We start from the raw sequence: 24,707 nt of genomic DNA on the forward strand, positions 1-24,707 counted from the left end.
TGACTGGGTAATCGGGCGTGGCGCGGGATAGACCAGGAACAGCCTGTCAGATCAGCTTGATCTCGCGCAGCCGCTGCAGCAGGTATTCGTGCGAGGTGATACTGGTGTCGTAGCGCTTCGGGTTGTCCGGCGTCACGCACTGCGGCAGCGGGTCGAGCACCACGTCGGGGTTGGGGTGCAGGAAGTACGGCACCGAGTAGCGCGGCTTGCGCGCGTTGGCGTTCTGCGGGTTCACCACGCGGTGCGTGGTGGACGGGTACACGTGGTTGGTCAGCCGCTGCAGCATGTCGCCGATGTTCACCACGATGGCGTCGCCCTCGGTGGTGATCGGCAGCCACTCGCCCTCGCGGGTGAGCACTTCCAGCCCTTCCGCGCTGGCGCCCACCAGCAGGGTGATGAAGTTGATGTCCTCGTGCGCGCCGGCGCGCACGTTGGGCACGTTGTCGTCGGTGATCGGCGGGTAGTGGATCGGCCGCAGGATGGAGTTGCCCTGGTCGGTCTTGTCCTCGAAATAGTGCTCGGGCAGGCCGATGTGCAGGGCCAGCGCGCGCAGCACGCGGGTGCCGAGCTGATCCAGCGCCTCGAACAGGCCGTAGCCGTATTTGTGGAACTCCGGCACCTCGGCCGGCCACAGGTTGGGCGCCATCACGTCGGCGAACTTCGAGTCGCGCGCGATCTCGCGGCCGACGTGCCAGAACTCCTTGAGGTCGGCGTGCTTGCTGTCCTTGGCGGTTTCCACCTTGAACGGCGTGTAGCCGCGCGCGCCGCCGCTGCCCGGCACGTGGTACTTCATCTTGGTTTCGGTGGGCAGCGCGAAGAAGCGCTGGAAGGCGTCGTAGGCGCCGTCGACCAGCTCGCGCGGAATACCGTGTCCGCTGATGCAGCAGAAGCCGAATTCGCGGTAGGCGGCACCAAGCTCGGCGACGAAGGCCTCGCGGTCGCTGTCGTAACGGCGGATGTCGAGGGTGGGAACGTTTTTCATGGGTCGTGTCCGGTCAGGGCTGCGGTCGATTGGTGATACGCCACCGCAGGGGCGTTTCACGTCGGGCCATTCCCTGGCGACCGGTTCCTCTCACCTGTGGCCGGCACGAGCCGGCTGGTTCACGAGCGTTCTGCGGCGGATTTTACGACGTCGGCCAGGCTTTGCGCCAACTGCCGCACTTCGGCGCCGTCCTCGCCTTCCACGGTGACGCGCACCAGCGGCTCGGTGCCCGAGGCGCGCAGCACCACGCGGCCGCGGCCCTGCAGGGCGCGTTCGGTATCGGCCAGCGCCTGCCGCACCATGGCGCTGTCCAAGGCTTCGCGCGCGCCCTCGGCGCGCACGTTGATCATCACCTGCGGCAGCTTGCGCAGGCCCTGGCGCGCCGCGGCGAAATCCTCGCCGGCCAGCGCCTCCAGCACGGCCAGCGCGGAGACGATGCCGTCGCCGGTAGTGGCGCGATCCAGGCACAGGATGTGGCCGGAAGTCTCGCCGCCCAGCACACCGCCGTGCTCCTTGAGCTGCTGCAGCACGTAGCGGTCGCCCACCTTGGCGCGCAGCAGCGGCACGCCGAGCTTGTCCAGCGCCAGCTGCAGGCCGTAGTTGCTCATCAGCGTGCCGACCACCGGGCCTTGCAGCTGGCCGCGCGCATGCCAGGCGCGCGCGATCACGTAGAGCAGGTCGTCGCCGTCGGCGAGCACGCCGTGGCGATCCACCATCTGCACGCGGTCGCCGTCGCCGTCGAAGGCGATGCCGATGTCCGCGCCCAGTTCCTGCACCGCGCGCTGCAGCGCCTGCGGATGGGTGGAGCCTACGTCGCGATTGATGTTGAAGCCGTCCGGCTTGTCGCCGAAGGCGGTCACCTCGGCGCCCAGTTCGGCGAACACCTTGGGCGCGATCTGGTAGGTGGCGCCGTTGGCGCAGTCCAGCACGATTTTCAGGCCGTTGAGGCTGAAATCCTCGGCCACCGTGCTCTTGCAGAACTCCACGTAGCGCGTCGCCGCGTCGTCGATGCGGCGCGCCTTGCCCAGTTGCTCGGAAGGCACGGTGACGAAGGGCGCGTCGATCTCCGCCTCGATCGCGGCCTCCATCGCGTCGCCGAGTTTCTCGCCGTGCGCGGAGAAGAACTTGATGCCGTTGTCGTGGTGCGGGTTGTGCGAGGCGCTGATGACGATGCCGGCCTCGGCGCGCAGCGAACGGGTGAGGAAGGCCACCGCCGGCGTCGGCATCGGCCCCAGCATGCGCACGTCCACGCCGGCGGAGACCAGCCCCGCCTCCAGCGCGGCCTCGAACATGTAGCCGGAAACGCGGGTGTCCTTGCCGATCAGCACGGTGCGCCGGGCGCCGCCCTGCCGGTTCAGCACCGCTCCCAGCGCGCGGCCGAGACGCAGCATGAACTCGGCGTTGATCGGCCACACGCCCACCGCACCGCGAATGCCGTCCGTGCCGAAATACTTGCATTGACTCATGGTTGCCTTCCCGAAAAGGATCCCTGTCCCGGCAACGGCGCTTCGTGCGCCGCCGCCCTGTCGGTTCTTTCAGTCGTCGTCCGGCCAGCGCGGCGCAGACGGTTTCGGATCGCGGCGCGGCGCGGCGTCGCCCGCATGCACGCCCTGCCATACCGCCAGCGCATCCACGGTCGCGGCCACGTCATGCACGCGCACCATGCGCGCGCCGCGCTGAACTGCAATCAGCGCGGCAGCGGCGGAACCGGCGGCACGCTCGGCCGGCAGCTTGCGGCCGGTCAACTCGCCGATCATCGACTTGCGCGACAAACCCGCATAGACGCCGCTGCCCAGATCCGCGAAGCGCTCCAGCGCGCGCAGCAGGGCGAGGTTGTGTTCCAGGTTCTTGCCGAAGCCGAAGCCGGGGTCGACCATCACCTTGCGCCGGTCGATGCCGGCCAGCTCGCAGGCGAACAGGCGATCCGTAAGGAAGCGATGCACCTCGCCCACCACGTCGTCGTAGTGCGGCGCGTCCTGCATGCTGCGCGGCTCGCCCTGCATGTGCATCAGGCATACCGGCACGCCGAGTTCGGCCACCGCGTCCAATGCGCCATCGCGGCGCAGCGCGTAGACGTCGTTGACCATGCCGGCGCCCGCGGCCACCGCGGCGCGCATCACCTCCGGCTTGGAGGTGTCGACGGCGATGGGCAGTTGCGTGCGCTTCGCCAGTTGCTCGATCACCGGGATCACGCGGCGCAGCTCTTCCTCGACGGTGACGTCGCCCGCGCCGGGGCGGGTGGATTCGCCGCCCACGTCCAGCATGTCGGCGCCCTGCTCCGCCAGCGCCAGGCCATGCGCCACGGCCGCTTCCGCGGTGGCGTGCTCGCCGCCGTCGGAGAACGAGTCGGGCGTGACGTTGAGGATGCCGGCCACGCGCGGGCGATCCAGCACCAGCCTGCGGCCGGCGCAGTCGAGCACGGGCGCGAACATGGCATCGAGCGCGTTCATGCCGGCTGCTGCCCGCCCAGCGCGCCCATGTGGCTGCGGTAATAGCGCAGCTCCTCGATGGAATCGCGGATATCCGACAGCGCGGTATGCGCGGACTCCTTGCTCAGGCCCTTGCCGATGGCCGGCGACCAGCGCCGCGCCAGCTCCTTCAGGGTGGAGACGTCGAGGTTGCGGTAGTGGAAGAAACGCTCCAGTCGCGGCATCTGCCGATGCAGGAAGCGGCGATCCTGGCAGATCGAGTTGCCGCACATCGGCGACTTGCCCGCCGGCACCCACTCGCGCAGGAAATCCAGCGTGGCCTGCTCGGCGGCGGCATGGTCGGCGGTGGAATCGAGCACCTGCTGCCACAGGCCGGACTTGCCGTGCTGGTTGCGGTTCCAGGCGTCCATCGCCTCCAGCCGATCCAGCTCGTGGCGTATCGCGAACACCGGCCCTTCGGCCAGTACGTTGAGTTCCTTGTCGGTGACGATGGTGGCGATTTCCAGGATCGAGTCGGCGTCGGTGTCGAGGCCGGTCATCTCCAGATCAATCCAGATCAGGTTGTCGTCGTTGGCTTGGCTCATGAGTTCTCCTTCGCCGCGCAGTCTATCAAGCGGCGGTCTGAACGACGGCTTTTTGTCCGCCTTCCCGCGAAAGGGGAAACCGATGTCGTCATGCCGGAGCCGCCGCAGCCCTGCCGCAGCTGGCGCGGCGGGGAACCCCCACGCCCAGCATGCGATGATCGTGAAATGCAGACCTTCTTCTGGCACGACTACGAAACCTTCGGCGCCGACACCCGGCGCGACCGTCCGGTGCAGTTCGCCGGCATCCGCACCAACCTGGAACTGGAGATCGTCGGCGAGCCGGTGATGTTCTTCTGCCGGCCGCCGCGCGACAGCCTGCCCCAGCCCGAGGCCTGCCTGATCACCGGCATCACGCCGCAGCAGGCCGAGCGCGAAGGCGTGAACGAAGCCGAATTCGCCGCGCTCGTGCACGAACAGCTCGCCGCGCCGGGCACCTGCGGCGTGGGCTACAACTCGCTGCGCTTCGACGACGAGGTGACGCGGCAACTGCTCTACCGCAACTTCTTCGAGCCATACGGCCGCGAGTGGGAGAACGGCAACTCGCGCTGGGATCTGATCGACCTCGCGCGCATGTGCGAAGCGTTGCGGCCCGAGGGCATCGCATGGCCCGTGCGCGACGACGGCACGCCCAGCTTCAAGCTGGAGCACCTCGCCGCCGCCAACCGCCTGCAGCAGGAGCGCGCGCACGACGCGCTCTCCGACGTGCACGCGCTGATCGACCTCGCCCGGCTGATCCGCGTGCGCCAGCCCAGGCTATGGGACTGGTTCTACGCGCTGCGCCGCAAGCAGCGCGTGTTCGAGCTGCTGGACGTGGCGGCCATGACGCCGCTGGTGCACGTCTCCTCGCGCTACCCGTCCAGCCGGCACTGCCTCGCGCTGATCGCGCCGCTGGCGATGCATCCCTCGCGTCCCGGCGAGATCATCGTCTACGACCTCGCCGCCGATCCCGCCGAATTGCTGGCGCTGGACGAGGACGCCATCGCCGACCGCGTGTTCACCGCGCGCGCCGACCTGCCGGAAGACGTCGAGCGCATCCCGCTGCGTACCGTGCGCGCGAACCGCGCGCCCGCGCTGGCGCCGCTTTCGGCGCTGAAAGGCGTGGATACGGCGCGCCTGCAGCTCGATACCGCGCGCTGCCTGGCCCACCGCGATGCGCTGGCCGCCGCCGATGGCCTCGCCGCCAAGGTTTCCCGCGTGTTCGCCCGCGCCGCCGAACTGCCGCCGCCGGAAGACCCGGAACTCGCGCTGTACTCAGGCTTCCTGCCCGACGCGGACAAGCGCCTGTTGCGCGAGGTGCGCGCCACGCCACCGGAACAGCTCGGCGCGCGTGCCTTCGCGTTCCGCGATCCGCGCTATGCGGAACTGCTGTTCCGCTACCGCGCGCGCAACTGGCCGGAGACGCTGGACGCGGACGAACGCGAGCGCTGGGAAAACTTCCGTCGCGCCCGGCTGACCCGCGTCACGGCGCTGACCACGCTGACGCTGGAGGATTACTTCGCCACGCTGGCCGCGCTGCGCGCCGATCCTTCGCGGCAGGGAAAAACGACGATCATCGACCAACTGCAAGCCTGGGGCGAGGAACTCGCCGCCAGTCTCTGACGGAATCCCCATGCACCACGCCTACTTCACCCCCGCCACCTTCAAGTTCCTGCGCGCGCTCGACCGCAACAACAGCCGCGAGTGGTTCGCCGCGCACAAGAACGACTACGAGCGCCACGTGCGCGAACCCTTCCTGCAGCTCATCACCGACCTGCAGGCGCCGCTGGCGAAGATCAGCCCGCACTACCGCGCCGACCCACGCAAGAACGGCGGCTCGCTGTACCGCATCTACCGCGACACCCGCTACTCCAACAACAAGCTGCCGTACAAGCCGTGGCAGGGCTCGCGCTTCTTCCACGAGCGCCGCCACGAGATCCCCGCGCCGGCGTTCTACCTGCACATCCAGCCCGGCGACTGCTTCGGCGGCGGCGGCATGTGGCACCCCGAGCCCGACGCGCTGAAGAAGATCCGCGCCTTCCTCGCCGACAATCCCGCCGCCTGGAAGAAGGCCACGCAAAGCCCCGCCTTCCGCGAGCACATGAGCTTCTGGGGCGAATCGCTGAAACGCCCGCCGCACGGCTACGACCCCAACCACGAGTTGATCGAAGACCTGAAGCGCAAGGATTTCGCCGCCGGCGAAGGCTTCGGCGAGGCACTGGCCTGCTCCACGGAACTGCTGCCGTGGGCGGTGGCCTGCTTCAAGCGCGTGGCGCCGATGGTGGACTATCTCTGCGCCACGCAGGAGCTGGAGTTCTAGGAACGTTTTTGCCCGTCATCCCGGCGAAGGCCGGAATCCAGTGCCTCTGCTCCGGGGCATGGAACACAACGCCACTGGATTCCGGCCTTCGCCGGAATGACGGGCAAGACTACACACGGCTCAGGAGCGTTCGAGCTCGCCCACCTTGGCGCGGGCAAGCAACCACAAACAGGTGCCGATGCTCACCAGCGCCGTGATCGTCACGTAATGCGCCGGCGCCATGCGCCCGGCGTGCGCGGCAAGCCAGCCGATCATCGCCGCGGTGCCGGCGCCGAACACGGCGTAGGCCACGTTGTACGAGAACGACAGGCCGGAAAAGCGCACCGGCGGCGGGAACGCCTGTACCATCACCACCGGCACCACGCCGACCACGCCCACCAGCAGGCCGGCCAGCGCGTACAGCGACAGGAAATGCGCGCCGCCCGCGGCGAGGTCGGCGAACAGCGCCCAGGTGCCGGCGACCAGCAGCAGCGAGCCGGCCAGCAGGGTCTGCAGCACACCGAGACGGTCGGCCAGCCAGCCGTAGACCATGCAGCCCGCGGTGAGCGCGCAAGCCGCCAGCGCATTGCCGAGGAAGGCCTGCTTCGGCGAAATGCCGAAACCGTGCGGCGCCAGCGTCGGCAGCATCAGGATCAGCACCACCACGGCGGCGGTGAGCATCCAGGTCACCAGCATCGATACCGCCACGCCGCGCCGGTGTCCGGCCAGCACCGCGCGCAGCGGCAGCTCGCGGCTGAGCTGCTGGCGCTCGCGCATCTCCGCGAACACCGGCGTCTCGCTGAGCCAGCGGCGCAACCACACCGCGGCGAAACCGAACACGCCGCCGAGCAGGAACGGCACGCGCCAACCCCAGTCCAGCAACTGCGCCGCATCCAGCCGCGCGTTGAGCCAGGCGGCCAGCAGCGAGCCGATCAGGATGCCCGCGGTCAGCCCCGCGGTGAGGCTGCCGCAGGCGAAGCCCACGCGCCCGGGCGGCGCATGCTCGGCCACGAACACCCAGGCGCCCGGCACCTCGCCCCCCACCGCGATGCCCTGCACGATGCGCAGCAGCAGGAGCAGCAGCGGCGCCAGCATGCCGACCTGCGCATAGGTCGGCAGCAGGCCGATCGCCAGCGTCGGCAGCGCCATCAGGAACACACTGAGGGTAAACATGCGTTTGCGTCCCGAGCGGTCGCCGAAATGCGCCATCACGATGCCGCCCAGCGGGCGCGCCAGGTAACCTGCCGCGAAGATGCCGTAGACCTTGATGTCGGCCAGCCACGGCGCGGTGCCCCGCGGGAAGAACAGCGCGCCCAGCTGCTGCGTGAGGAACACGAACACCACGAAGTCGTAGAACTCCAACGCGCCGCCCAGCGCGGACAGCAGCAGGGTGCGCGCGTCGCGGCGATCCAGCCGGCGTGCCGCCACGCCTGCGATGTCCGGTGTCGACAATGTCGTGGCTTCGCTCATGTGGGAACAGCGGCCCGGTAAGGAAAGGGTTCGGCACCATAACCCAGCCCGCGACACTACGCGATGCCGCCCGCATCCCCTATGCTCGTCCCGTCCGGCGGGATGCCGGGCCACACGGGCGAACCGGTCGGCTTGCATGCGACTCGCCCGGCGCCGTTTTCAGGGGGAGAGGAAACTTCGTTCGACCCTGGCCTCCGGCCAGTCATCCGGCATGCGTCGCATCGCCGCGACGCTCGTGTCCAATCAAGCAATCGAGAAGGAGTTTTCGATGAACCTGGGCAAACGCATGGCCGCCGAATTCTTCGGCACGTTCTGGCTGGTACTGGGAGGCTGCGGCAGCGCGGTGCTGGCTGCGCACGTGGCCGGCGCGGACGGCTATCCCTTCGGCATCGGCTACGCCGGCGTGGCGCTGGCCTTCGGCCTCACCCTGCTGACGATGTGCTACGCCATCGGCCACATTTCCGGCTGCCACATCAACCCGGCGGTGACCTGCGGCCTCGCCGCCGGCGGCCGCTTCCCGATGCAGGAAGTGATTCCGTACATCGTCGCGCAGGTGATCGGCGGCATCGTGGCCGGCGCGGTGCTGTACGTGATCGCCTCGGGCAAGACGGGCTTCGATCCCGTTGGCAGCGGCTTCGCCTCGAACGGCTTCGGCGCGCATTCGCCGGACGGCTATTCGATGGGCGCCGCGGCGGTGTGCGAGATCGTGATGACCGGCTTCTTCATCTTCATCATCATGGGCGCCACCCACAAGAGCGCACCGGTGGGCTTCGCCGGCATCGCCATCGGCCTGGCGCTGACCCTGATCCACCTGATCAGCATCCCGGTCACCAACACCTCGGTGAACCCGGCGCGCTCGACCGGCGTGGCCCTGTTCCAGGGCGGCTGGGCGCTGGGGCAGCTGTGGTTCTTCTGGGTGATGCCGATCATCGGCGGCATCATCGGCGGCCTGATCTACCGCTATCTGTGGAGCGACCGTCCCGCCCTGCCCGACATCAAGGGCGACCGGGCCTGAGCGAATGCATGCGTCGCGCGGCCGCCTGGCCGCGCGACGTGATCTTGCCTAGGCCTCGTAAAGCTCGATCGGCAACCCGTCCGGATCGGCGAAGAAGACGAAGCGCTTGCCGGTGTATTCGTCCACCCTCACCGCTTCGCAGGCCACGCCGTGCGCGGTCAATTCCGCCGTCGCGGCATCCACGTCGGCCACCGCGAACGCAAGATGGCGCAACCCCTGCGCCTCCGGCCAGGAGGGACGCGGCGGCGCGCCGGGAAAGGAGAACAGTTCCAGTTGCACGCCGGGGCCGACTTCCAGGTCGCACTTCCAGGAATCGCGCGCCTCGCGGTAGACCTCGCGCACGACGCGCAGACCCAGCGCCCCGCTGTAGAACGCCTTCGAACGCGGATAGTCCGAGCAGATCAGGGCGACGTGGTGGATGCCGCGCAGCAGGGGCTCCGGCACGGTCAGGCTTCCGAAAAGGGGAACGCCAGCACGTCGGCGATCGCATCGGTGCCGGCCAGGCACATCAGCAGGCGTTCCACGCCCAGCGCCACGCCGGCGCAGTCGGGCAACGCGTCGAGCACGGCCAGCAGGTTCTCGTCGAGCGGAACCTCGCGCTGGCCGCGCTCGCGGCGACGGGCGTTGTCGCGCTCGAAGCGCGCGCGCTGCTCGCGCGCGTCGTTGAGCTCGTGGTAGCCGTTGGCCAGTTCGTAGCGGCCGAGGTACAGCTCGAACCGCTCGGCCAGCGGCGGATCGCCGGGGCGCACTTTCGCCAGCGCGCACTGGCTCGCTGGGTAATCGTGGATCACCGTGATGCGGTCGCGCGGGAACGCCGGCTGCAGCTTGTGGGTGAGCAGCAGATCCAGCCAGTCGTCGCGGGTGAGCCCCGCGGGGTCGATGCCGAAGTCCGCCAGCGGTGCGCGCAGCTCGTCGATGGACGCATGCGCGGAATCGATGCCCAGCTCGTCGATGAACAACTGGCGGTAACCCTCGATCAGCACCTCGGCGCGCCGGCCCAGCATCGCCAGCGCCGCCGCCACCAGCTCGATGGTCTCGTGCATCAGGCGGCGATGATCCCAGCCCACACGGTACCACTCCAGCATGCTGAACTCGGGGTTGTGCCGCCCGCCCGCCTCGCCGTTGCGGAACACCCGGCCCAGTTCGTAGCAGTCGCCCACGCCTGCGGCGACGAGGCGCTTGAGCGGATACTCCGGCGAGGTGCGCAGCCAGCGTTCGCGCGCGCCGGCATCGACATGGCCGCTGAACTGCGTGCTGAAGCTCTCGATGTTCGGCTCGGTGTTGCCGGCGGCGGAAAGGATCGGCGTCTCCACCTCCAGCACCTCGCGCTCGACGAAGAACGCTCGGATCAAGGCGTTGAGGCGCGCACGCAACTGCAGCGCTTCGTGCAGGTTCGGATTCTTCACAGCGCGACTCCGTGCTCGGCCAGCAGGGCCAGCAACTGCGCCTCGTCCCATACCGGCACGCCCAGCTCGTTCGCCTTGTCGAGCTTGGAGCCGGCTTCCGCGCCGGCCACCACGAAGCTGGTCTTCTTCGACACGCTGCCGGCAACCTTCGCGCCCAGGGCTTCGAGCTTTTCCTTGGCCTGGTCGCGGCTCATCGTGGGCAGCGTACCGGTGAGCACCGCGGTCTGGCCCTCCAGCGGCAGGCGCGCCGCCTGCGCCACTTGGGGAATCACTTCCAGCAGGCGTTGCATCGCGGCCTCGGCCTCGCGCAGCTCATGCAGTTGCGATGCATCTGCCAGGTATGCGTCGAGGTTGATCGCGGCTGCCTGCGGCAGGCCGGCAGTGATCCATTGCGCCTGCCCTGCGGCTAGCAACCGCTGCAGCGTCGGATACTGCGCGGCCAGCAGCGACGTGCTCTTGGGGCCGAGCTTGTTGACGTTCGCCATGTCCAGCAGCACGGCCAGGCCCAGCCGCTCGCGCAGCTTCGGCGAGGGTTCGCCCTCGTCGCCGAAATGCACACCCGCGGCCAGCAGTGCGTCGACCACCTGCTGGTTGCCGGGCTGCGCGAAGAACCCGGCGATGGACGCCGCCACCTCGCCGCCGATGTCCGGCAGCACGCGCAACACCGGCGCCGGCATGCTGCGCACGAATTCCAGCCGGCCCAGCCACGCGGCCAGCGTCTTCGCCGTGCTCTCGCCGATGTGCATGATGCCCAGCCCGAACAGGAAGCGCGCCAGCGTGGTGTTCCTGCTGGCCGCGATGCCGTCGAGCAGGTTCTCCGCCCACTTGGTGGCGATCTTGCCGGCCTTCACCGTCTCGGGCGTGGTGCCGTCGCGTTCGTCGGCGCGGCGCTTCATCTCCAGGAAGTCGTCCAGCGTGAGCTTGTAGAGGTCGGCTGGCGTGTGCACGTAGCCGAAGTCCACCAGCGCGTCGACGTAGCGCTCGCCGAGGCCGTCGATATCCATCGCGCGGCGCGAGGCGAAATGGATCAATGCTTCCTTGCGTTGTGCCGCGCAGACCAGGCCGCCGGAGCAGCGGTACGCAGCCTCCCCTTCCTCGCGCAGCAGCGCCGAGCCGCACACTGGGCAGTGCGCGGGCATCGTCCACGGCTGCGTGTGCGGCGGACGCTGCTCGGGCATCACGCGCACCACTTCGGGAATCACGTCGCCGGCGCGGCGCACGATCACCGTGTCGCCCACGCGCACGTCCAGCCGTTCCACCTGGTCGGCGTTGTGCAGCGTGGCGTTGGTGACGGTGACGCCGGCCACCTGCACCGGCTTGAGCCTCGCCACCGGGGTGGCGGCGCCGGTGCGGCCGATCTGGATCTCGATCGCCTCGACCGTGGTGCTCTGCTCCTGCGCGGGGAACTTGTGCGCGATGGCCCAGCGCGGCGCGCGCGCCACGAAGCCCATCTCGCGCTGCCCCGCGTAGTCGTCCAGCTTGTAGACCACGCCGTCGATGTCGTAAGGCAGGCTGTCGCGCTTCGCGCCGATGCGTTCGAAATAGGCGATCAGGCCCGCGAAACCGCGCGCCGTGCCCACTTCGGGCGATACCGGGAAACCCCACTCGCGCAGCTGCCGCAAGGTGGCCGAATGCGTGGGCGGCAACTCGCCGCCTTCCACCACGCCCACCGCATAGGCGAAGAAACTCAGCTTGCGCTTCGCCGTGATCGCCGGATCGAGCTGGCGCAGCGAGCCCGCCGCACCGTTGCGCGGATTGGCCAGGGTCTTCTCGTCGTGGGCGCGGGCATACGCGTTGAACGCCTCGAAATCCCTGCGGAGCATGATGACCTCGCCGCGCACTTCCAGCACCTCGGGCCAGCCGGTGCCGCGCAACTTGAGCGGGATCGCGCGCACGGTGCGCAGGTTGGCAGTGACGTCCTCGCCGGTCTCGCCGTCGCCGCGGGTGGCGCCCTGCACGAACTGGCCGTGCTCGTAGCGCAGACTGATCGCCAGACCGTCCAGCTTGGGTTCCACCGAGAACACCGGCTCGCTGCGATCCAGCGTCTGCTCGATGCGCCGCTCGAACTCGGCCACCTCGTGGAAACGCGTGCGCTCGTCCTCGCCCGGCTGCTCAAAGGCGTTGGACAACGACAGCATCGGCATCGCGTGGCGCACCTCGGCGAAGCCGCCGCTGGCGCGCGCGCCCACCTTGCGGGTGGGCGAATCGGGCGTGGCCAGTTCGGGATGCGCTGCCTCCAGCGCCTCCAACTCGCGCATCAATCGGTCGTACTCGGCGTCCGTGATCTCCGGATCGTCGAGCACGTGGTAGCGGTAGTTGGCCTGTTCGATGCGTTCGCGCAGGTCGGCGGCACGGGCCTTGCTGTCAGCGGAAACGGGGAATGCGCTCATGCACGAAGTTTAACGATACGCACGCCGCGACGGATGTTCGCGATAAGCGAATCGAAAGCCGGCGGGGCCAGGGTGAACCACCGGCGGCCACGCCCCCGTCCGCCGGGGAGGCATCCCATGCGCATGGCACGTTCCGCACTGCTACTGCTCGCCTTCGGCCTGTCCGCTCCGTGCTTCGCCGACGGCCGGCGGCGCCGTTCATCGTGAACTACGGCCACGACCACCCGGCGATCTACGCGCCGGCGCTGCTGCCCGCCTGCGACGCGGCGGCGCGCATGAAGACGCGCGGCCACTCGCAGGCCGACGTGCTGGCCGGCGCCGCGCTGGGCGCTGGCGTGGGCATCTGGGCCGCGCACCGGAAGTCGTCGCTGATCATCGGCTGGCTGCCGGGCGGCTTCCAGGTGGGCTTCGTGCACCACTTCAAGCCATAGGCGGCTGCGAGCCCGTCATTCCGGCGCAGGCCGGAGACGCTTCACGACAGCGAGGCTGGTCATCCCGTGAAATATGCGTGCGAAACGAAACTAATTTTGCGTGCTGCGCACGAGTTGCTCGACTGGATTCCGGCCTGCGCCCACTGCTGTCCGGAATAATCTGGGGATGGTGTCGAAGGATGAAGGCCCGCGCCGCTTGCACGAAGCATTGCGAGAAGGCGACTTCATTTCCGATAACGACCACCTATCCAGACTGTCATCCCGGCGAAGGCCGGGATCCAGTAGCGACCATGTTCGCTCAGGCCGCACGGCCACTGGATGACTCGCTTCGCTCGCCCCTTCGGGGCCGCCCTGCGGGCGTTCTGCGCGCTTCGCGCTTGTCCGGCCTGCGCCGGAATGACGAGAAAGACCGCGGCCACGAATGTTCAAAATTATTCCGGACAGTTGTGGGCCTGCGCCGAAATGGCGCTTGGCACTCTCAGCGGTGCAGATCCCCAGCCGCCTCCGGCTGGTAGTCGATCGACAGCACGGTGAGGCGATGCCTGCGGCCATCCGGGGTGGGCCAGTCGATGTGCTTGCCCTTGGCGAGGCCCAGCAGCGCACTGCCCACCGGCGCCAGGATCGACACCGTGCCCGGCTTGCCGGCCGCGTTCGGGTAGACCAGGGTCATCCGCAACGGCGCGGCGCCATTGTCGCCGGTGAAGCTCACGGTGGAGTTCATCGTCACCACGTTGCCCGGCATCTCGGTCGGCTCCAGTACCGTGGCCCGATCCAGTTCCTCGCGCAATGCGGCATGCGCCGCGGCCTGTGCCGGCGGCAGGTGGTCGAGCAAGGCCTCGATGCGTTCAAGGTCGAGGCGGGAGACGGTGATGGCGGGTTTGCGGCTCATGGCTTTGTCCTGTCGCAGGCAATTCGGGCCACGCAAAAACATGCGCCGGAGCGAGGGACTCCCGGCGCAGCGATCCCGGTTGTGCCACTACTCCGACCTTGGGGCGTCGATCGATGAAACAAGGCTGACTCCACTCGGGGCGCGACGGAAAGCAAGCTGTCGCAGCAGCTATCATTGGCGCAATGCCCCCGCATGCCCCCGAATCCCTCCCGCCTGCCGATGCCGTCGCAACGGCGGACACGGCCGAGGCGGCATCTGCCGACTCCTCGCGCCAGCGTTACCGTGGCCTGCTGTGGCTGGTGGCCGCGGCGTTCTTCATGCAGGCACTGGACTCCACCGTGGTCAACACCGCGGTGCCGGCGATGGCCGAGGCCCTGAAGGAAACGCCGCTGGGCATGCGCAGCGCGCTGACCAGCTACGTGCTGACCCTGGCGATCCTGATCCCGGCCAGCCCGTGGCTGTGCGACCGCTTCGGCACACGCCGCGTGTTCGGCGCCGCCATCGTGCTGTTCGGTGTGGGTTCGCTGCTGTGCGGCCTGGCGCAATCGCTGCCCCAACTGGTGGCCGCGCGCGTGCTGCAGGGCGTGGGTGGCGCGGCGTTGATGCCGGTGGGGCGCTACGTGCTGGTGCGCAGCATCGACAAGCGCGAATTCGTGGGCGCGATGAGCACGGTGGCCACCTTCGGCCTGCTCGGCTCGGTGCTGGGGCCTTTCCTGGGCGGCGCGCTGGTGGAATACACCTCGTGGCGGCTGATCTTCCTGATCAACGTGCCGGTGGCCATCGCCGGCGTGTGGATGAACCGGCGCGACATGCCCGAATACCGGCTGGATCGGGCCAACCGCTTCGACCTCGCGGGTTTCCTGCTGTTCGCCGCGGCTTCCGCGCTGCTGCTCGCCGCTTCGGAACTGGCCGGCGCCGATCCGGTGCCGTGGACGGAAATGGCCGCGTGCAGCGGTATCGCCGTGCTGCTCGGCGTGGCCTACGTGTGGCACAGCCGGCGCACCGCGCATCCGGTGGCGGATCTTTCCCTGCTGCGCGTGCGCAGCGTGTCGGTGGCGCTCGCCGGCGGCCTTTCCACGCGGCTGGGCATCTCCGGCATGTTCCTGCTGCTGGTGCTGTTCCTGCAGGTGGGCTGCGGCTGGTCGCCGCTGGCGGCGGGCATGATGATGGTGCCGCAGGCGCTGGGCTCGATCGCCGCGAAGTGGGTGGTCAACCGCGTGCTGGTGCATTTCGGCTATCGCCGCCTGCTGCTGGGCAACACCCTGATCGTGGCGCTGCTGCTGGCCGCATTCGCGCTGTTCGGGCCGACCACGCCTGCGTGGGTGATCGCCGTGTTCACCTTCGGCTATGGCGGCTTCGCCGGCCTGCAGTACACCGTGATGAACACGCTGATCTACAACGACCTGGACATCCGCCACGCCTCGATGGCCTCGTCGATGGCGTCCACCGTGCAATACCTCGCGATGAGCTTCGGCATCGCGCTTTCCACGCTGCTGATGCAGGCCCTGCTGCGCGGGCATACGCCCGGGGATTTCGTGGTGGCGTTCCGCTGGACCGTGCTGCTGCTGGCCGCGGTCACCGCCGGTGCCAGCCGCGTGTTCGGCCAGTTGCGCCCCGACCGCGCGCCCGAGGCGCTGCCCGCCGCGCGTTGAGCGCCCGCCGTGTAGCATGCCCCGCATGCATCACGCCAACGACATCCTGCTCACCCTGTTCATCGTGTTCGTCGCCGCCCAGGTCGGCGGCGAAATCGCCCAGCGGCTGAAGCTGCCCGGCGTGGTGGGCGAAATCGCCGCCGGCTGCGTGGTCGGCCCCTCGCTGCTCGGCTGGATCACGCCCGACCAGGTCGCCACCGGCACGCCGCTGGACGTGCTGGCGGAGATCGGCGTGGTGCTGCTGCTGTTCTCGGTGGGCCTGGAGACGCGGCTGGAGGATCTGAAGAAAGTCGGCAAGGCCGCCATGCTGGTCGGCGTGATCGGGGTACTGGTGCCGTTCGGCATGGGCACGCTGTGGGCGCACGGCAACGGCTTCGACTGGGACAAGTCCATGTTCGTGGCTGCCGCCTTCGTGGCCACTTCGGCCGGCATCACTGCGCGCGTGTTGCAGGAGCTGGGCGCGCTGCAGCGCGTGGAAAGCCGCGTGATCCTGGGCGCCGCCGTGATCGACGACATCCTCGCCATGCTGCTGCTGGGCGTGGTGGTGTCGCTGCAGGGCGGCGAGGGCATCCAGCCGGGAAAGCTGCTGATGGTGCTGTGCGAGGCGGCCGGCTTCATCGCGGTGGTCGGCTGGGGCGGCGCACGGGTGATGCGCTGGAACTCCAGCTGGCTGGACAGGCCGCGCCACCTGCAGTCGCCGCTGCTGATCGCGCTGGCGCTGTGCCTCGGCCTGGCCTACGTCTCAACCCTGTTCGGCCTCGCCGCGATCATCGGCGCCTTCCTCGCCGGCATGGTGGCTTCCGAAACGCGCCAGCAGCACACGCTGGAACAGCAGACCCAGCCGCTGCTGGCCCTGCTCACCCCGTTCTTCTTCGTGGTCACCGGCAGCAAGATCGACCTGCACGAACTGGCCAGCGCCGACGCGCTGTGGATGCTGCTGGTGGTCACCGCGATCGCGATCATTTCCAAGCTGTTCGGCGGCGGCCTGGGCGCGCTGTCGCTGGGCCGGCGCGGCGCCACCATCGTGGGCTTCGGCATGGTGCCGCGCGGCGAAGTGGGCGTGGTGATCGCCAGCCTCGGCCTCGCCGCCGGCGTGTTCGACAACCGCGTCTACGCCATCATCGTGGCGATGTCCCTGCTCACCGCGATAGTCACGCCGCCGGTGCTTGCGTGGCTGCTGCGGCACGAACCGCAGGATGTGCCGCCCGCGGCCTGAAGCGCGACGGCACTGGCCGCTCAGCCGTCCTGCCGCTCCCTGCGAAGGCGCTTTATCCTGTACATCTCGGCGTCGGCACGCGCCAGCAGGGCTTCCGCATCGGTTTCGCCGGGCTCCGACATCACCACGCCAATGCTCGGCCCGGCGTAATCGAACACCAGGTCGTCGAGCGCAAAGTGCCCGGTGCATGCTGCCTGCAGGCGCTGGGCCATCACGTCGGTCACCTGCGCGGCCGGCTCCTGGCGCGTGCCCGAAAGCACCACGAACTCGTCCCCGCTCAGCCGCGCCACAAAATCGCCGTCGCGCAGGGCGCCCTGCAGCCGCCCGCCGATGGCGATCAGGAAGCGGTCACCGATGTCGTGCCCGTGGCGGTCGTTGATGCCCTTGAAGCCGTCGAGGTCGACGAAGGCCACCAGCAGCGCCTTGCCGTCGGTGGCCATCGTCTGGATGCGCCGGCGCATTTCCTCCAGCAGCGCCCGCCGGTTGGGCAGGCGCGTGACCTCGTCGGTGTTCGCGCTGACCGCCAGCGCGACGTTGGCCTTGCGCAGCGCGGCCAGCAGCCCTTCGCGCTCGACCTGGCGCGCGATGAGTTGCGAGAACATCCGCATCACCGTGATCGTGTCGGCGCGCTGCGGCTTGCGTTCGTCGCTGGCGGCGCACAGCGTGCCGAACAGCTTGCCGCCGGTGGTGCGCACCGGCACGCTGGCGTAGGTGGCGATGCCGAGTTCGCGCGCCGCTGCGGAATCGCCCCAGCGGCCGGCAACGTCGTCGGTGTAGTTGATCTGCTCGTCCAGCGCGCGCCGGCAGAGCGTGTCCTCCCACGGCACCGTCAACCCCTCGGCCACGCTCAGGCGCCAGGTGTTGCGCGCGTACATCACGCTCTGCAGGCCGGCCTCCTGGTCGACCGCGGTGAGGTAGGTCGACTCCAGGCCGGTGACCGCTTCCAGCAGCTCCAGCAGGGGGCGCACCAACGCTTCCAGCGTATCGCCATGTTCCATCGAATCGACCAGCCTGCCGACCAGTTCTTCCACAGCCATCGGGGAAACGGCAGCCTGCATGGTCGACTCGTTCGCGGCGTGCTGACGCCGCTGCGGCAAGGGAAGATGCATCATTCAAGCAGCACCGATTGGCCCGCGCAAGCCCGTTCGGCAGCGCTCTGCCGCATGCGCCGGGGTGCGCCCGCCCCTCCGGAAAGCGCCGGAAACCGTCCTGCAACTCATCCCGGGCAGCCATGGCATAAACTTGCGGTCGGCCGCATCGTTCCGCGCCGCCACCCCGCGCCACCAACCAAGGAGACTCCCCATGAACACCAAGCTCCTGCTCGCCCTCCCCTTTGCCGCCATGCTCGGCGTTGCCGCCAGCGGCACCGCCGCCGCCCAAAGCAGCGGCGTACTGGTGCGGAACGACGGCATTTACCTGCGTTGCGACCAGTGCGGCACCGTGGTGCGCGTGGAACAGAACGTCACCCAGGGCGGAGGCCACGGCACCGCCGGGGCGATCATCGGCGCCATTGCCGGCGGCGTGCTCGGCAACCAGGTCGGCAAGGGCAACGGGCGCAAGCTCGCCACCGTCGGCGGCGCCGTGGGCGGCGGCTTCGCCGGCCACGCAATCGGCAACAAGGCCGGCGGCAACACCAGCTGGATCGTGCGCATCAGGATGGGCAACGGCAGCTACCAGAACGTCCAGGTCAAGGATGCCAGCGCCATCCGCCAGGGCGACCTGGTGCAGGTGGATGCGAACGGGAACATCGCCCGGATCCAGTGAGGCCTCCGGAACCGCATGAAAACGCGACACCCCTGAAGGGGCGTTGCGCGTCTCCGGTTCGGCCTGCCATCTTCTGGCACGATGCCATTTCTGCGTCTAGACTGTTGCAGCCCTTGTCGCGAGCCATGGCAACCGGGCTTCCTGCACGCCATCGACCAAAGGAGCGAGGCGCAAGCCGATGGGAGGGGGATTCACAACAGGTTCCTGGCGCAGCCAAATCGCCGTTGCCGTCTCGTACGGCATCGGTGTCACGCTGCTGCGCGAGCTTTCCATCTCGCACTGGCTGATCCTGACTGGTTTCCATCTTGCCGTCCTGCTGCTGGTCAACCGCCGCTACTGGCTCGCCCTGGTTGCCGGCGAGGCCGTTTCGCTCGCGTATCTCAGCCTGGCCTGCGTGGATCAAATGGGCACGACCTGGGCCGTGTTGAACGTGGTGCCTTCCATCGTGTTCATGATGCCGGTCGTGAACCTCTTCCGCAGGCGTTGGCCCATCGTGACGAAGGACACGGTGAGCATGGAAGCGCTGCTCGCATGCGCCCTGCTGCTCGCATTCCTCATGTCCGGCTACGACATCGCGATGCTGGCCATCACCAAGCTGCCCCCTGGCTACGTGGTGCACTACGGCGAGCTGGCGGCGAGGTGGTGGCTGGGCAATTTCCTGGGCGTGCTGACCCTGGTGCCCATGGTGTTGTGCGTGCGCTCGTTCTGCAGGGGGCATTCGTGGATGTCACTCGGCAGGCAACTGGCCTGGAAAAGCCTGCTGATCGAAAGCGGGACGATCCTCGCCCCCATCCTGTCGCTGCTGGCCTGGATCGAGTTCGTGGCGCCGGCGGATGCCCCCCTGCGCCAGGTCGTGCAGGTCGGCCTGTTCGTGCCGGTGGTCTGGCTCACCCTGCGGCATGGCTGGCAGGGAGCCGCCATCGGCGGGACGCTGGCGAGCACCGCGATCACGGCACTGATGCCGGAACGCTACGACCACCACACGTTGGAGGCACAGGTCTTCATCGCATTCGCCATCAGCACCATGCTGCTGCTGGGAGAGCGGATCGCCGTGCTGCGCCAGAGCACGGAGGCCGAGCGCACGGATCTGCGCATGGCGCTGGCCCTGGCCCGGCGCAACATGCAGTCCGGCGAGACGCAGTTGCTCATGGCCTCCCGCGCCGTGGAGCAGGCGCGCGAAACGGTGAACGCGGGCTTCGCGGCCATGTCCGCGCGGCTTCGCCATCCGCAGCCCGGAACGGACGACACCAAATACCGGCGCCATGCCCTGATCGCCCAGGATCAACTCTACCGGCTGGCCGACGGGCTCCATCCGGTCGCATGGGAGCATCGGGATCTGGCCGCGACGGTTCGGGAAGGCGCGATCGCCAGGATGCTGGACGTAGCCGGGATCAGCTACTGGAGCGAACTGCACGGCCCGTTCGATCGCTTGTCCCCTGCTCTGCAACTGGCCGTCTACCGCGTCGTGTGCGAATCCGTCGCCGCGCTCTGCCGACCCAGGAACGTGGCCAGGATGACCCTGCATCTTCGCTGCCGAAAGCACGGGCGCCGGCAGGCGATGCTGCGCATCGAAGGCCATGTTGACCACGCGCGCGCCGGCAAGGTGCAATGGGACGAACTCCTGCCGCAGATGCACCAAGTCACCAGCGGCCTGGGGTTGCAGGCGATCCACGACCGTGCGGTGACCTATGAAGGCGCTTGCCGCGAAAAGTGGCTGCCTGGCAGCCACCGGATCAGCGTGCTACTGCGCGAGCCCGAAGCTCCCGGCAACAACTGATTGCCGGGAGCCTCGTCCAGTGGTTTATCGTCACTGGATATGATTGTTGCACTCGATCGGGTCGCAGTTACCGGTGGCCGCCGCGGCGGCGTTGAGTTGGAGCGTGCCGTCGCTCAGCGGCGTGGCGGTGACCGTGGTCACACCGTCCTGGTAGACGACGGCAGGAGCGGCGCTCGGGGTTGCGGTGGTGGTGACGGCAGCCGAATCCTGCGGCGTGGTCACCAGCTGGGCGAAACGTCCCACCGGCAAGGTGATGAACTGACCGCCGGCCGTGCCGACCGCGCCCAGGACATTGCCGTTCATGTCGTTCACCTGCACGTACTTCACGCCTCCCAGCATGAACACGTAGACGTGGAAGCTCGGACTGGCGCTGACATCGGCGGCATTGGGCCATGCCTGCCCAAGCCCCGTGGCCGGCAGGTTTCCGGCAAAGGCGGTAGCCGACACTCCCAGGCAGAGCATGCTGGCCAGCAAGACGCGGCGTGACGTGGTATTCATGGTCGACCCCTTCTGAATGATGAAATGGACGGTGCCCCGGCGGGGCTTCGGCAGCGTAGCACCGGGTGGAGAGCGGGCAGGCCATGGTTCCGCGGGCGCGGGCACCCAGACCGCCAAAACAAAGCGACCGGCATGCCTCATGCCGGTCGCTTTGTTTTGGCGGTCTGCAAGAGCAAATCAACCATCGTGTTGGCGGAGAGAGAGGGATCGGATCGACCTCCCAGCCAGACAAGCCCTGCGACGCCCAGCCAGGTCGGAAAGTTTGACCTCCCGAGGTGACCAAGTACGGGAAGGCTATCACGACGAGTTTCCAGGGTAAGCGAACCTCATGGAAGTCACGTGCCCGTCCTGCCCCTCCCATAACGATCTAGTTCAATGGATGCCCCATGGAGCCACTCGCGGAAGGGTTCACATGCGTTTACTGTGACCAGCGCAAATCGCTGGCCGATGCCACCATCGAACATGCCATCCCCCAGTTCCTGGGGGGCACCCACGCGCCCGCGCACTATTTACTTCGGAACGTATGCCAAACCTGCAATAACCGGCTCGGTTTGTTCGTCGATGCCGCCTATGCCAAGTCTTGGTTCGTCTCAAATCGCTTAGCAACCGCAGCTCGCCGCCTGTATAGCAATCTCGCCGACGCCCCTCTCCCCATGATCTGCATGGGGATCAGCCATTTCCCTGAGCTTGACCTTCCACAAGGTTACGTAGCTGAACATTGGTTGGGCCCATCAGGGGAAAGCGTCATCTGGTTACGTGATAGTGAAGAGAGGTTCTACTGGTATCTCGGTGGCGACCCAATCGCAACGAAGCGCAAGCCGTCTACCGCGCTCCTGTTCCCCACAACCGGCTCATCCGATCGGCTCAAAATGGCATTCGCCAGTTTTCATCGAGCCTTTCGTGGAAAGCAAATCCGGCGGCTCTTGTGCGTGACTGTTTTGGATCTGCCCGAAGATTGGCTGGAAGGGTTCCATGCAGCATCCTCTGATGAGCAATCAACCATTGCCATCATCCGGCAAGCATTGAGTGCTGGCTCCGTTCCTGGGCGCGCATCTCTTTTTATGTATTTTGACTGGCGCTTCATGGCAAAAATAACGCTTGCCATCGGCTACGCACTTTTCGGCGAAGCCTACCTGTCAACGCAGGATGCACGAGACGCGAGAAGGAACTGCTGGGAAACAGAACACCCGGAAAGCCCCGGCGTCCCCAGCTTTGGCGTCCCGAGAGATCCCCTTTTTTTGAAGATGACCGGGTATCCGGGTGCTGTGGCCCTGACGGTGATGAGGGTAGGCCCCTCCTATTGTCTGACCTTGTCGATCGACCAACAAATGCCGTTCACGGTCAAACTCGCACCATGCACCCTCGCCAGTCGGTTCATAGATCCCACAATGGGTTATGCCCTTCTTCTGTTCCCTCAGCTTCATAAGTCCATTGAGCTGACCTCTGCCGATCTCATCGCACACCACCTAGGCAATCTTGTGCATCCTGAGCTCGCCTGCATAGATCTCAAACTCAGGGAGGCCCAGGATTTCCATGATGGGCTTTCTCAGATGCCTGACCGTCAGCGGCGCCCTGATGTTTGTTGAAGGGATCAGGCTGAGACCCCCTGGCTATGCCCGACCAAGCCCCCGCTCGTCTATTTCGGGGCCTTGCGTTTGCCCTTGCCTGAACCACCCAAGGACTGCTCGATCTCGGCCGCCCAGGCTGTCAGATCTGACCCACAGGCCAAGCACCAGTCTCGAAGTTGCAGCCCATCCAGCCGGATGACTCCGCGTTCGGCCGAGGTCACGTAGTTCTGGGATCGCCCCAGTCGTTCGGCCAGCTCCACCTGGGTCAGACCGTGGCGCTGGCGCAGGGCCCGCAGTGTCGCCAAGAACACCTGATTTTCTGGCCGGTAGAGGGACTTGGGGGCCCGCTCTGCCGGCTCCTTTGCCCGTGCCATCGGCCCGCTCCAAAGCCAGTCGGGCTCCCAAGCTATAACCCAACCTTCCATACACCGGCTTTGTGTTTTCGTTTACCCTTGGTTTCACTAAGCGACGCTACTCTCGCTTCGCCAAGGTTGGCGCAGGTGCGGCCTTGGTGATCGCCACCTTCACCTGCGCCTAGACAGGGGTTCCTCATGAAGAACAGTCTGAAACTGGCCGCCGTGCTGGCTGCGGTGATGCTGATGGCGGGTTGCGCCACCACGATCGGCAAAGACTTCAATCAGGATGCAGTCCAAGGTTTTGTCCCGCATCAAACAACCATGACCCAGGCCATCGCCGCGCTTGGTCAGCCCCAGGAACGCGAAACGGAGAGCGACGGCACCACACGCCTCCATTACCAATACGTCGTTTCGAAGACTTCCGTGGGTGACTACGTCCCCTTCGCCCCGGTCAAAGCGAACACCAGTGGCAACGACACGTTCCTCTACTTCGACAAAACGGGCCGCTACCTCCGTTCTGAATCGAACCAGTCCAATCAGTGAGGAGACCCGCATGAAGCGCTCCCTCACTCTGCTCCTCGTTCTCGCTCTTGCTGCGTGTTCGAAGTCTCCCAGTGGCGTGTCCGCTGCCCTCGGTGGCTCCTCGGATCTGCCGACAGCGGATCTGTCCACGCCAGACAGTGCTTACGTCCCGGTCACCCAGGCGCGTCAGGTCTGGGTGATGTATGACGCCCTCTCCGGGGAGAAACCGTCCGACATGATGCTCTGGGCCATTGATCCCACTCTGATGGGGGCCGATCCCTTCCAGAAGAAAGACAAGGAAGCCACACTCCTCCCTCAACTCAATGCGGAAATGGCGACGGCCAAGGATCACCGCTACATCTCGTGGGTGGACACGAGCGGCCAACTTGCGCCTTACAACTTCGACCACCATGCCTTTGGCTTCACCTCGGGACTGATGAACCCGCAGGCCGGGGTGTCGCACGGGCAAATCGCCGGGGTCAACATGATTGACATCGCCCCCACGAATGCCGCCGCCTTCGAATGGCTGCGCGTGCCGGACGAAACCCAAGCCAAGGCGATCCAGTCCCGGCTTTCGGCGGGATGGATGCCCCAAGTGAAGGTCTGGGCCTATGTCCAAGGTGGCGAGAAAGTCCGCGGCATCACGCAGACCCTGTTGGTTCAGATCACGAAGATTCAGATGCTCGACCCGCAGGGCCAAGTGGTGCTGGAACAGAAGGCGGGAGGCTGATCATGGGCATCCTGATCCAGATGGGGCGCATCGTTTTGGCCATCGTGGCCGGGTTCATGGCCGGCTGGCTCCTGTTTTTCGTCGTCAGGCTTCGCTTCCTGCCCCCTGGCCTGCTGGTGCCCGGCTGCATGGTGGCCGTGTGGTTCCTGCTGCCACGGCTCTTCCCGGCGTTCAAAACCCAGCCCCAGACCGCTGGCCCCGGGGCGATCACGCTGCAAGTGAACGGTCAACCTTTCCAGACCACCCACCACACCAAGAACGTCGCCATCAATGCCACCACGGGCCAAGTGTGGTTCCGCGATATCAAGGGCAAGGAATGGCTTCTGGATCGGGCGGACATTCGCAGTTGGAAGCACGAGTGGACGGATCGTTCCAATCAATACGGCATGATCGCGCATAACAGCAATTTCCTGATCATCACCACCAACAACCTGGATCACCCCACCCATCGGATCAAAATGGGCGGCCACTTCCAGCATGAACTGGCGAAGGAATGGCACGCGCGCCTGACGGCGATGCTGAAATCCTGACGCGGATGGCGCGACCGCTGGCCGCCTCTCTCCGAGGCGGCCTTTTCTTTTTTGCTGACCCGCAAGGCCGATTGCGGCCATCTGAGGCCGCTGTCTCAAAACTCGCCTTCGGCCATCGATTCTTCCTTCGGATGCTTCGCCGAGACATCGCTTGAAACCCGCATTCTGATGCGGTTTTTGAGGAACATCGTCGTCGCAGAACCGATTCCGAACCCGGCTTGAC

24 protein-coding genes are annotated in these 24,707 nt (G+C 67.2%); 12 read left to right on the top strand and 12 right to left on the bottom strand.

Features of this window, described 5'->3' with window-relative positions; genetic code table 11:
- Positions 1 to 46: 46 nt before the first annotated feature.
- From ACZ5Z2_RS09385 to orn, 4 genes are all read right to left on the bottom strand, one after another.
- Complete coding sequence (locus tag ACZ5Z2_RS09385) at positions 47 to 982, bottom strand: isopenicillin N synthase family dioxygenase (RefSeq protein WP_464758310.1); 936 nt, start codon at positions 980 to 982, stop codon at positions 47 to 49.
- A gap of 119 nt (positions 983 to 1,101) precedes the next feature.
- On the bottom strand, positions 1,102 to 2,448 hold the full coding sequence (gene glmM, locus ACZ5Z2_RS09390) for a phosphoglucosamine mutase (protein ID WP_464758311.1): 1,347 nt from the start codon (positions 2,446 to 2,448) through the stop codon (positions 1,102 to 1,104).
- Between the two features lie 69 nt (positions 2,449 to 2,517).
- Positions 2,518 to 3,432, bottom strand: a complete 915-nt coding sequence (gene folP, locus ACZ5Z2_RS09395) for a dihydropteroate synthase (RefSeq protein WP_464758312.1) — start codon at positions 3,430 to 3,432, stop codon at positions 2,518 to 2,520.
- Complete coding sequence (gene orn / locus ACZ5Z2_RS09400; RefSeq protein ID WP_464758313.1) at positions 3,429 to 3,995, bottom strand: oligoribonuclease; 567 nt, start codon at positions 3,993 to 3,995, stop codon at positions 3,429 to 3,431. Before orn ends, folP begins: the two co-directional genes overlap by 4 nt.
- Before the next feature lie 165 nt (positions 3,996 to 4,160).
- Here orn and sbcB point away from each other — a divergent pair, with 165 nt between their 5' ends.
- Positions 4,161 to 5,594, top strand: coding sequence for an exodeoxyribonuclease I (gene sbcB, locus ACZ5Z2_RS09405; protein WP_464758314.1), 1,434 nt, complete (start codon positions 4,161 to 4,163; stop codon positions 5,592 to 5,594).
- 10 nt (positions 5,595 to 5,604) lie between these two features.
- The gene (locus ACZ5Z2_RS09410) at positions 5,605 to 6,291 is read left to right on the top strand and encodes a DUF2461 domain-containing protein (RefSeq protein WP_464758316.1); all 687 of its coding nucleotides are present in this window, start codon (positions 5,605 to 5,607) and stop codon (positions 6,289 to 6,291) included.
- Between the two features lie 120 nt (positions 6,292 to 6,411).
- On the opposite strand, the gene ACZ5Z2_RS09415 is transcribed toward ACZ5Z2_RS09410, so the two are convergent.
- Positions 6,412 to 7,740, bottom strand: a complete 1,329-nt coding sequence (locus ACZ5Z2_RS09415) for an MFS transporter (RefSeq protein ID WP_464758317.1) — start codon at positions 7,738 to 7,740, stop codon at positions 6,412 to 6,414.
- Between the two features lie 268 nt (positions 7,741 to 8,008).
- Between ACZ5Z2_RS09415 and aqpZ the strand changes: the two genes are divergently transcribed.
- Complete coding sequence (aqpZ, locus tag ACZ5Z2_RS09420; RefSeq protein WP_464758318.1) at positions 8,009 to 8,755, top strand: aquaporin Z; 747 nt, start codon at positions 8,009 to 8,011, stop codon at positions 8,753 to 8,755.
- A 48-nt stretch (positions 8,756 to 8,803) separates the two neighbouring features.
- Here aqpZ and gloA2 read toward each other — a convergent pair whose 3' ends face one another.
- The 3 genes from gloA2 to ligA are packed head-to-tail and all read right to left on the bottom strand — an operon-like array spanning position 8,804 to position 12,551.
- Positions 8,804 to 9,187: an SMU1112c/YaeR family gloxylase I-like metalloprotein gene (gene gloA2 / locus ACZ5Z2_RS09425; RefSeq protein WP_464761690.1), complete on the bottom strand. Its 384-nt coding sequence runs from the start codon at positions 9,185 to 9,187 to the stop codon at positions 8,804 to 8,806.
- Between the two features lie 14 nt (positions 9,188 to 9,201).
- On the bottom strand, positions 9,202 to 10,161 hold the full coding sequence (gene epmA / locus ACZ5Z2_RS09430) for an EF-P lysine aminoacylase EpmA (protein ID WP_464758319.1): 960 nt from the start codon (positions 10,159 to 10,161) through the stop codon (positions 9,202 to 9,204).
- Positions 10,158 to 12,551, bottom strand: coding sequence for an NAD-dependent DNA ligase LigA (gene ligA, locus ACZ5Z2_RS09435; RefSeq protein ID WP_464758320.1), 2,394 nt, complete (start codon positions 12,549 to 12,551; stop codon positions 10,158 to 10,160). The genes epmA and ligA overlap by 4 nt, the downstream gene beginning before the upstream one ends.
- A 203-nt stretch (positions 12,552 to 12,754) precedes the next feature.
- Between ligA and ACZ5Z2_RS09440 the strand changes: the two genes are divergently transcribed.
- Positions 12,755 to 12,982: a hypothetical protein gene (locus tag ACZ5Z2_RS09440; protein WP_464758321.1), complete on the top strand. Its 228-nt coding sequence runs from the start codon at positions 12,755 to 12,757 to the stop codon at positions 12,980 to 12,982.
- A 478-nt stretch (positions 12,983 to 13,460) separates the two neighbouring features.
- On the opposite strand, the gene rnk is transcribed toward ACZ5Z2_RS09440, so the two are convergent.
- Positions 13,461 to 13,871, bottom strand: coding sequence for a nucleoside diphosphate kinase regulator (gene rnk / locus ACZ5Z2_RS09445; RefSeq protein ID WP_464758322.1), 411 nt, complete (start codon positions 13,869 to 13,871; stop codon positions 13,461 to 13,463).
- Positions 13,872 to 14,053: 182 nt separating this feature from the next.
- Here rnk and ACZ5Z2_RS09450 point away from each other — a divergent pair, with 182 nt between their 5' ends.
- Positions 14,054 to 15,523, top strand: coding sequence for an MFS transporter (locus ACZ5Z2_RS09450; protein WP_464758323.1), 1,470 nt, complete (start codon positions 14,054 to 14,056; stop codon positions 15,521 to 15,523).
- Between the two features lie 25 nt (positions 15,524 to 15,548).
- Positions 15,549 to 16,739 (top strand): cation:proton antiporter, encoded by a 1,191-nt coding sequence (locus ACZ5Z2_RS09455; protein WP_464758324.1) that lies wholly within the window; start codon positions 15,549 to 15,551, stop codon positions 16,737 to 16,739.
- Between the two features lie 20 nt (positions 16,740 to 16,759).
- On the opposite strand, the gene ACZ5Z2_RS09460 is transcribed toward ACZ5Z2_RS09455, so the two are convergent.
- Positions 16,760 to 17,797, bottom strand: a complete 1,038-nt coding sequence (locus tag ACZ5Z2_RS09460) for a GGDEF domain-containing protein (RefSeq protein ID WP_464758325.1) — start codon at positions 17,795 to 17,797, stop codon at positions 16,760 to 16,762.
- A gap of 244 nt (positions 17,798 to 18,041) precedes the next feature.
- Between ACZ5Z2_RS09460 and ACZ5Z2_RS09465 the strand changes: the two genes are divergently transcribed.
- Both ACZ5Z2_RS09465 and ACZ5Z2_RS09470 read left to right on the top strand, forming a co-directional pair.
- Positions 18,042 to 18,503 carry a glycine zipper 2TM domain-containing protein gene (locus ACZ5Z2_RS09465; RefSeq protein ID WP_464758326.1) on the top strand — a complete coding sequence of 154 codons (462 nt, stop codon included), beginning with the start codon at positions 18,042 to 18,044 and terminating at the stop codon, positions 18,501 to 18,503.
- Positions 18,504 to 18,681: 178 nt separating this feature from the next.
- Complete coding sequence (locus tag ACZ5Z2_RS09470; RefSeq protein WP_464758327.1) at positions 18,682 to 20,280, top strand: MASE1 domain-containing protein; 1,599 nt, start codon at positions 18,682 to 18,684, stop codon at positions 20,278 to 20,280.
- 30 nt (positions 20,281 to 20,310) lie between these two features.
- Here the strand turns inward: ACZ5Z2_RS09470 and ACZ5Z2_RS09475 are convergent, their stop codons facing one another.
- Complete coding sequence (locus ACZ5Z2_RS09475; protein WP_464758328.1) at positions 20,311 to 20,778, bottom strand: hypothetical protein; 468 nt, start codon at positions 20,776 to 20,778, stop codon at positions 20,311 to 20,313.
- A 386-nt stretch (positions 20,779 to 21,164) separates the two neighbouring features.
- Here ACZ5Z2_RS09475 and ACZ5Z2_RS09480 point away from each other — a divergent pair, with 386 nt between their 5' ends.
- On the top strand, positions 21,165 to 22,364 hold the full coding sequence (locus tag ACZ5Z2_RS09480; protein WP_464758329.1) for an HNH endonuclease: 1,200 nt from the start codon (positions 21,165 to 21,167) through the stop codon (positions 22,362 to 22,364).
- A gap of 50 nt (positions 22,365 to 22,414) precedes the next feature.
- Here ACZ5Z2_RS09480 and ACZ5Z2_RS09485 read toward each other — a convergent pair whose 3' ends face one another.
- Complete coding sequence (locus ACZ5Z2_RS09485) at positions 22,415 to 22,720, bottom strand: helix-turn-helix domain-containing protein (protein ID WP_464758330.1); 306 nt, start codon at positions 22,718 to 22,720, stop codon at positions 22,415 to 22,417.
- A gap of 177 nt (positions 22,721 to 22,897) precedes the next feature.
- On the opposite strand from ACZ5Z2_RS09485, the gene ACZ5Z2_RS09490 reads away from it, so the two are divergent.
- From ACZ5Z2_RS09490 to ACZ5Z2_RS09500, 3 genes are read left to right on the top strand one after another with little or no spacing between them, the layout of a single operon-like run.
- Positions 22,898 to 23,245, top strand: coding sequence for a hypothetical protein (locus ACZ5Z2_RS09490; protein ID WP_464758331.1), 348 nt, complete (start codon positions 22,898 to 22,900; stop codon positions 23,243 to 23,245).
- Between the two features lie 10 nt (positions 23,246 to 23,255).
- A complete protein-coding gene (locus tag ACZ5Z2_RS09495) occupies positions 23,256 to 23,954 on the top strand; it encodes a hypothetical protein (RefSeq protein WP_464758332.1) in 699 nt (232 codons plus the stop codon).
- Positions 23,955 to 23,956: 2 nt separating this feature from the next.
- Positions 23,957 to 24,484: a hypothetical protein gene (locus ACZ5Z2_RS09500; RefSeq protein ID WP_464758333.1), complete on the top strand. Its 528-nt coding sequence runs from the start codon at positions 23,957 to 23,959 to the stop codon at positions 24,482 to 24,484.
- Positions 24,485 to 24,707 lie beyond the last annotated feature (223 nt).

Source organism: Rhodanobacter sp. G1, assembly GCF_055397855.1.

Bases quoted from the DNA above. Each gene is read 5' to 3' on its own strand.
- glmM (WP_464758311.1), bottom strand. From the start codon at position 2,448: ATGAGTCAATGCAAGTATTTCGGCACGGACGGCATTCGCGGTGCGGTG.
- ACZ5Z2_RS09465 (WP_464758326.1), top strand. From the start codon at position 18,042: ATGAACACCAAGCTCCTGCTCGCCCTCCCCTTTGCCGCCATGCTCGGC.
- ACZ5Z2_RS09415 (WP_464758317.1), bottom strand. From the start codon at position 7,740: ATGAGCGAAGCCACGACATTGTCGACACCGGACATCGCAGGCGTGGCG.
- ACZ5Z2_RS09385 (WP_464758310.1), bottom strand. From the start codon at position 982: ATGAAAAACGTTCCCACCCTCGACATCCGCCGTTACGACAGCGACCGC.
- ACZ5Z2_RS09455 (WP_464758324.1), top strand. From the start codon at position 15,549: ATGCATCACGCCAACGACATCCTGCTCACCCTGTTCATCGTGTTCGTC.
- ACZ5Z2_RS09470 (WP_464758327.1), top strand. From the start codon at position 18,682: ATGGGAGGGGGATTCACAACAGGTTCCTGGCGCAGCCAAATCGCCGTT.
- ACZ5Z2_RS09480 (WP_464758329.1), top strand. From the start codon at position 21,165: ATGGAGCCACTCGCGGAAGGGTTCACATGCGTTTACTGTGACCAGCGC.
- ACZ5Z2_RS09450 (WP_464758323.1), top strand. From the start codon at position 14,054: ATGCCCCCGCATGCCCCCGAATCCCTCCCGCCTGCCGATGCCGTCGCA.
- sbcB (WP_464758314.1), top strand. From the start codon at position 4,161: ATGCAGACCTTCTTCTGGCACGACTACGAAACCTTCGGCGCCGACACC.
- ACZ5Z2_RS09460 (WP_464758325.1), bottom strand. From the start codon at position 17,797: ATGCAGGCTGCCGTTTCCCCGATGGCTGTGGAAGAACTGGTCGGCAGG.
- ACZ5Z2_RS09410 (WP_464758316.1), top strand. From the start codon at position 5,605: ATGCACCACGCCTACTTCACCCCCGCCACCTTCAAGTTCCTGCGCGCG.
- rnk (WP_464758322.1), bottom strand. From the start codon at position 13,871: ATGAGCCGCAAACCCGCCATCACCGTCTCCCGCCTCGACCTTGAACGC.
- ACZ5Z2_RS09485 (WP_464758330.1), bottom strand. From the start codon at position 22,720: ATGGCACGGGCAAAGGAGCCGGCAGAGCGGGCCCCCAAGTCCCTCTAC.
- orn (WP_464758313.1), bottom strand. From the start codon at position 3,995: ATGAGCCAAGCCAACGACGACAACCTGATCTGGATTGATCTGGAGATG.
- ACZ5Z2_RS09490 (WP_464758331.1), top strand. From the start codon at position 22,898: ATGAAGAACAGTCTGAAACTGGCCGCCGTGCTGGCTGCGGTGATGCTG.
- ACZ5Z2_RS09495 (WP_464758332.1), top strand. From the start codon at position 23,256: ATGAAGCGCTCCCTCACTCTGCTCCTCGTTCTCGCTCTTGCTGCGTGT.
- ACZ5Z2_RS09475 (WP_464758328.1), bottom strand. From the start codon at position 20,778: ATGAATACCACGTCACGCCGCGTCTTGCTGGCCAGCATGCTCTGCCTG.
- aqpZ (WP_464758318.1), top strand. From the start codon at position 8,009: ATGAACCTGGGCAAACGCATGGCCGCCGAATTCTTCGGCACGTTCTGG.
- ligA (WP_464758320.1), bottom strand. From the start codon at position 12,551: ATGAGCGCATTCCCCGTTTCCGCTGACAGCAAGGCCCGTGCCGCCGAC.
- folP (WP_464758312.1), bottom strand. From the start codon at position 3,432: ATGAACGCGCTCGATGCCATGTTCGCGCCCGTGCTCGACTGCGCCGGC.
- ACZ5Z2_RS09500 (WP_464758333.1), top strand. From the start codon at position 23,957: ATGGGCATCCTGATCCAGATGGGGCGCATCGTTTTGGCCATCGTGGCC.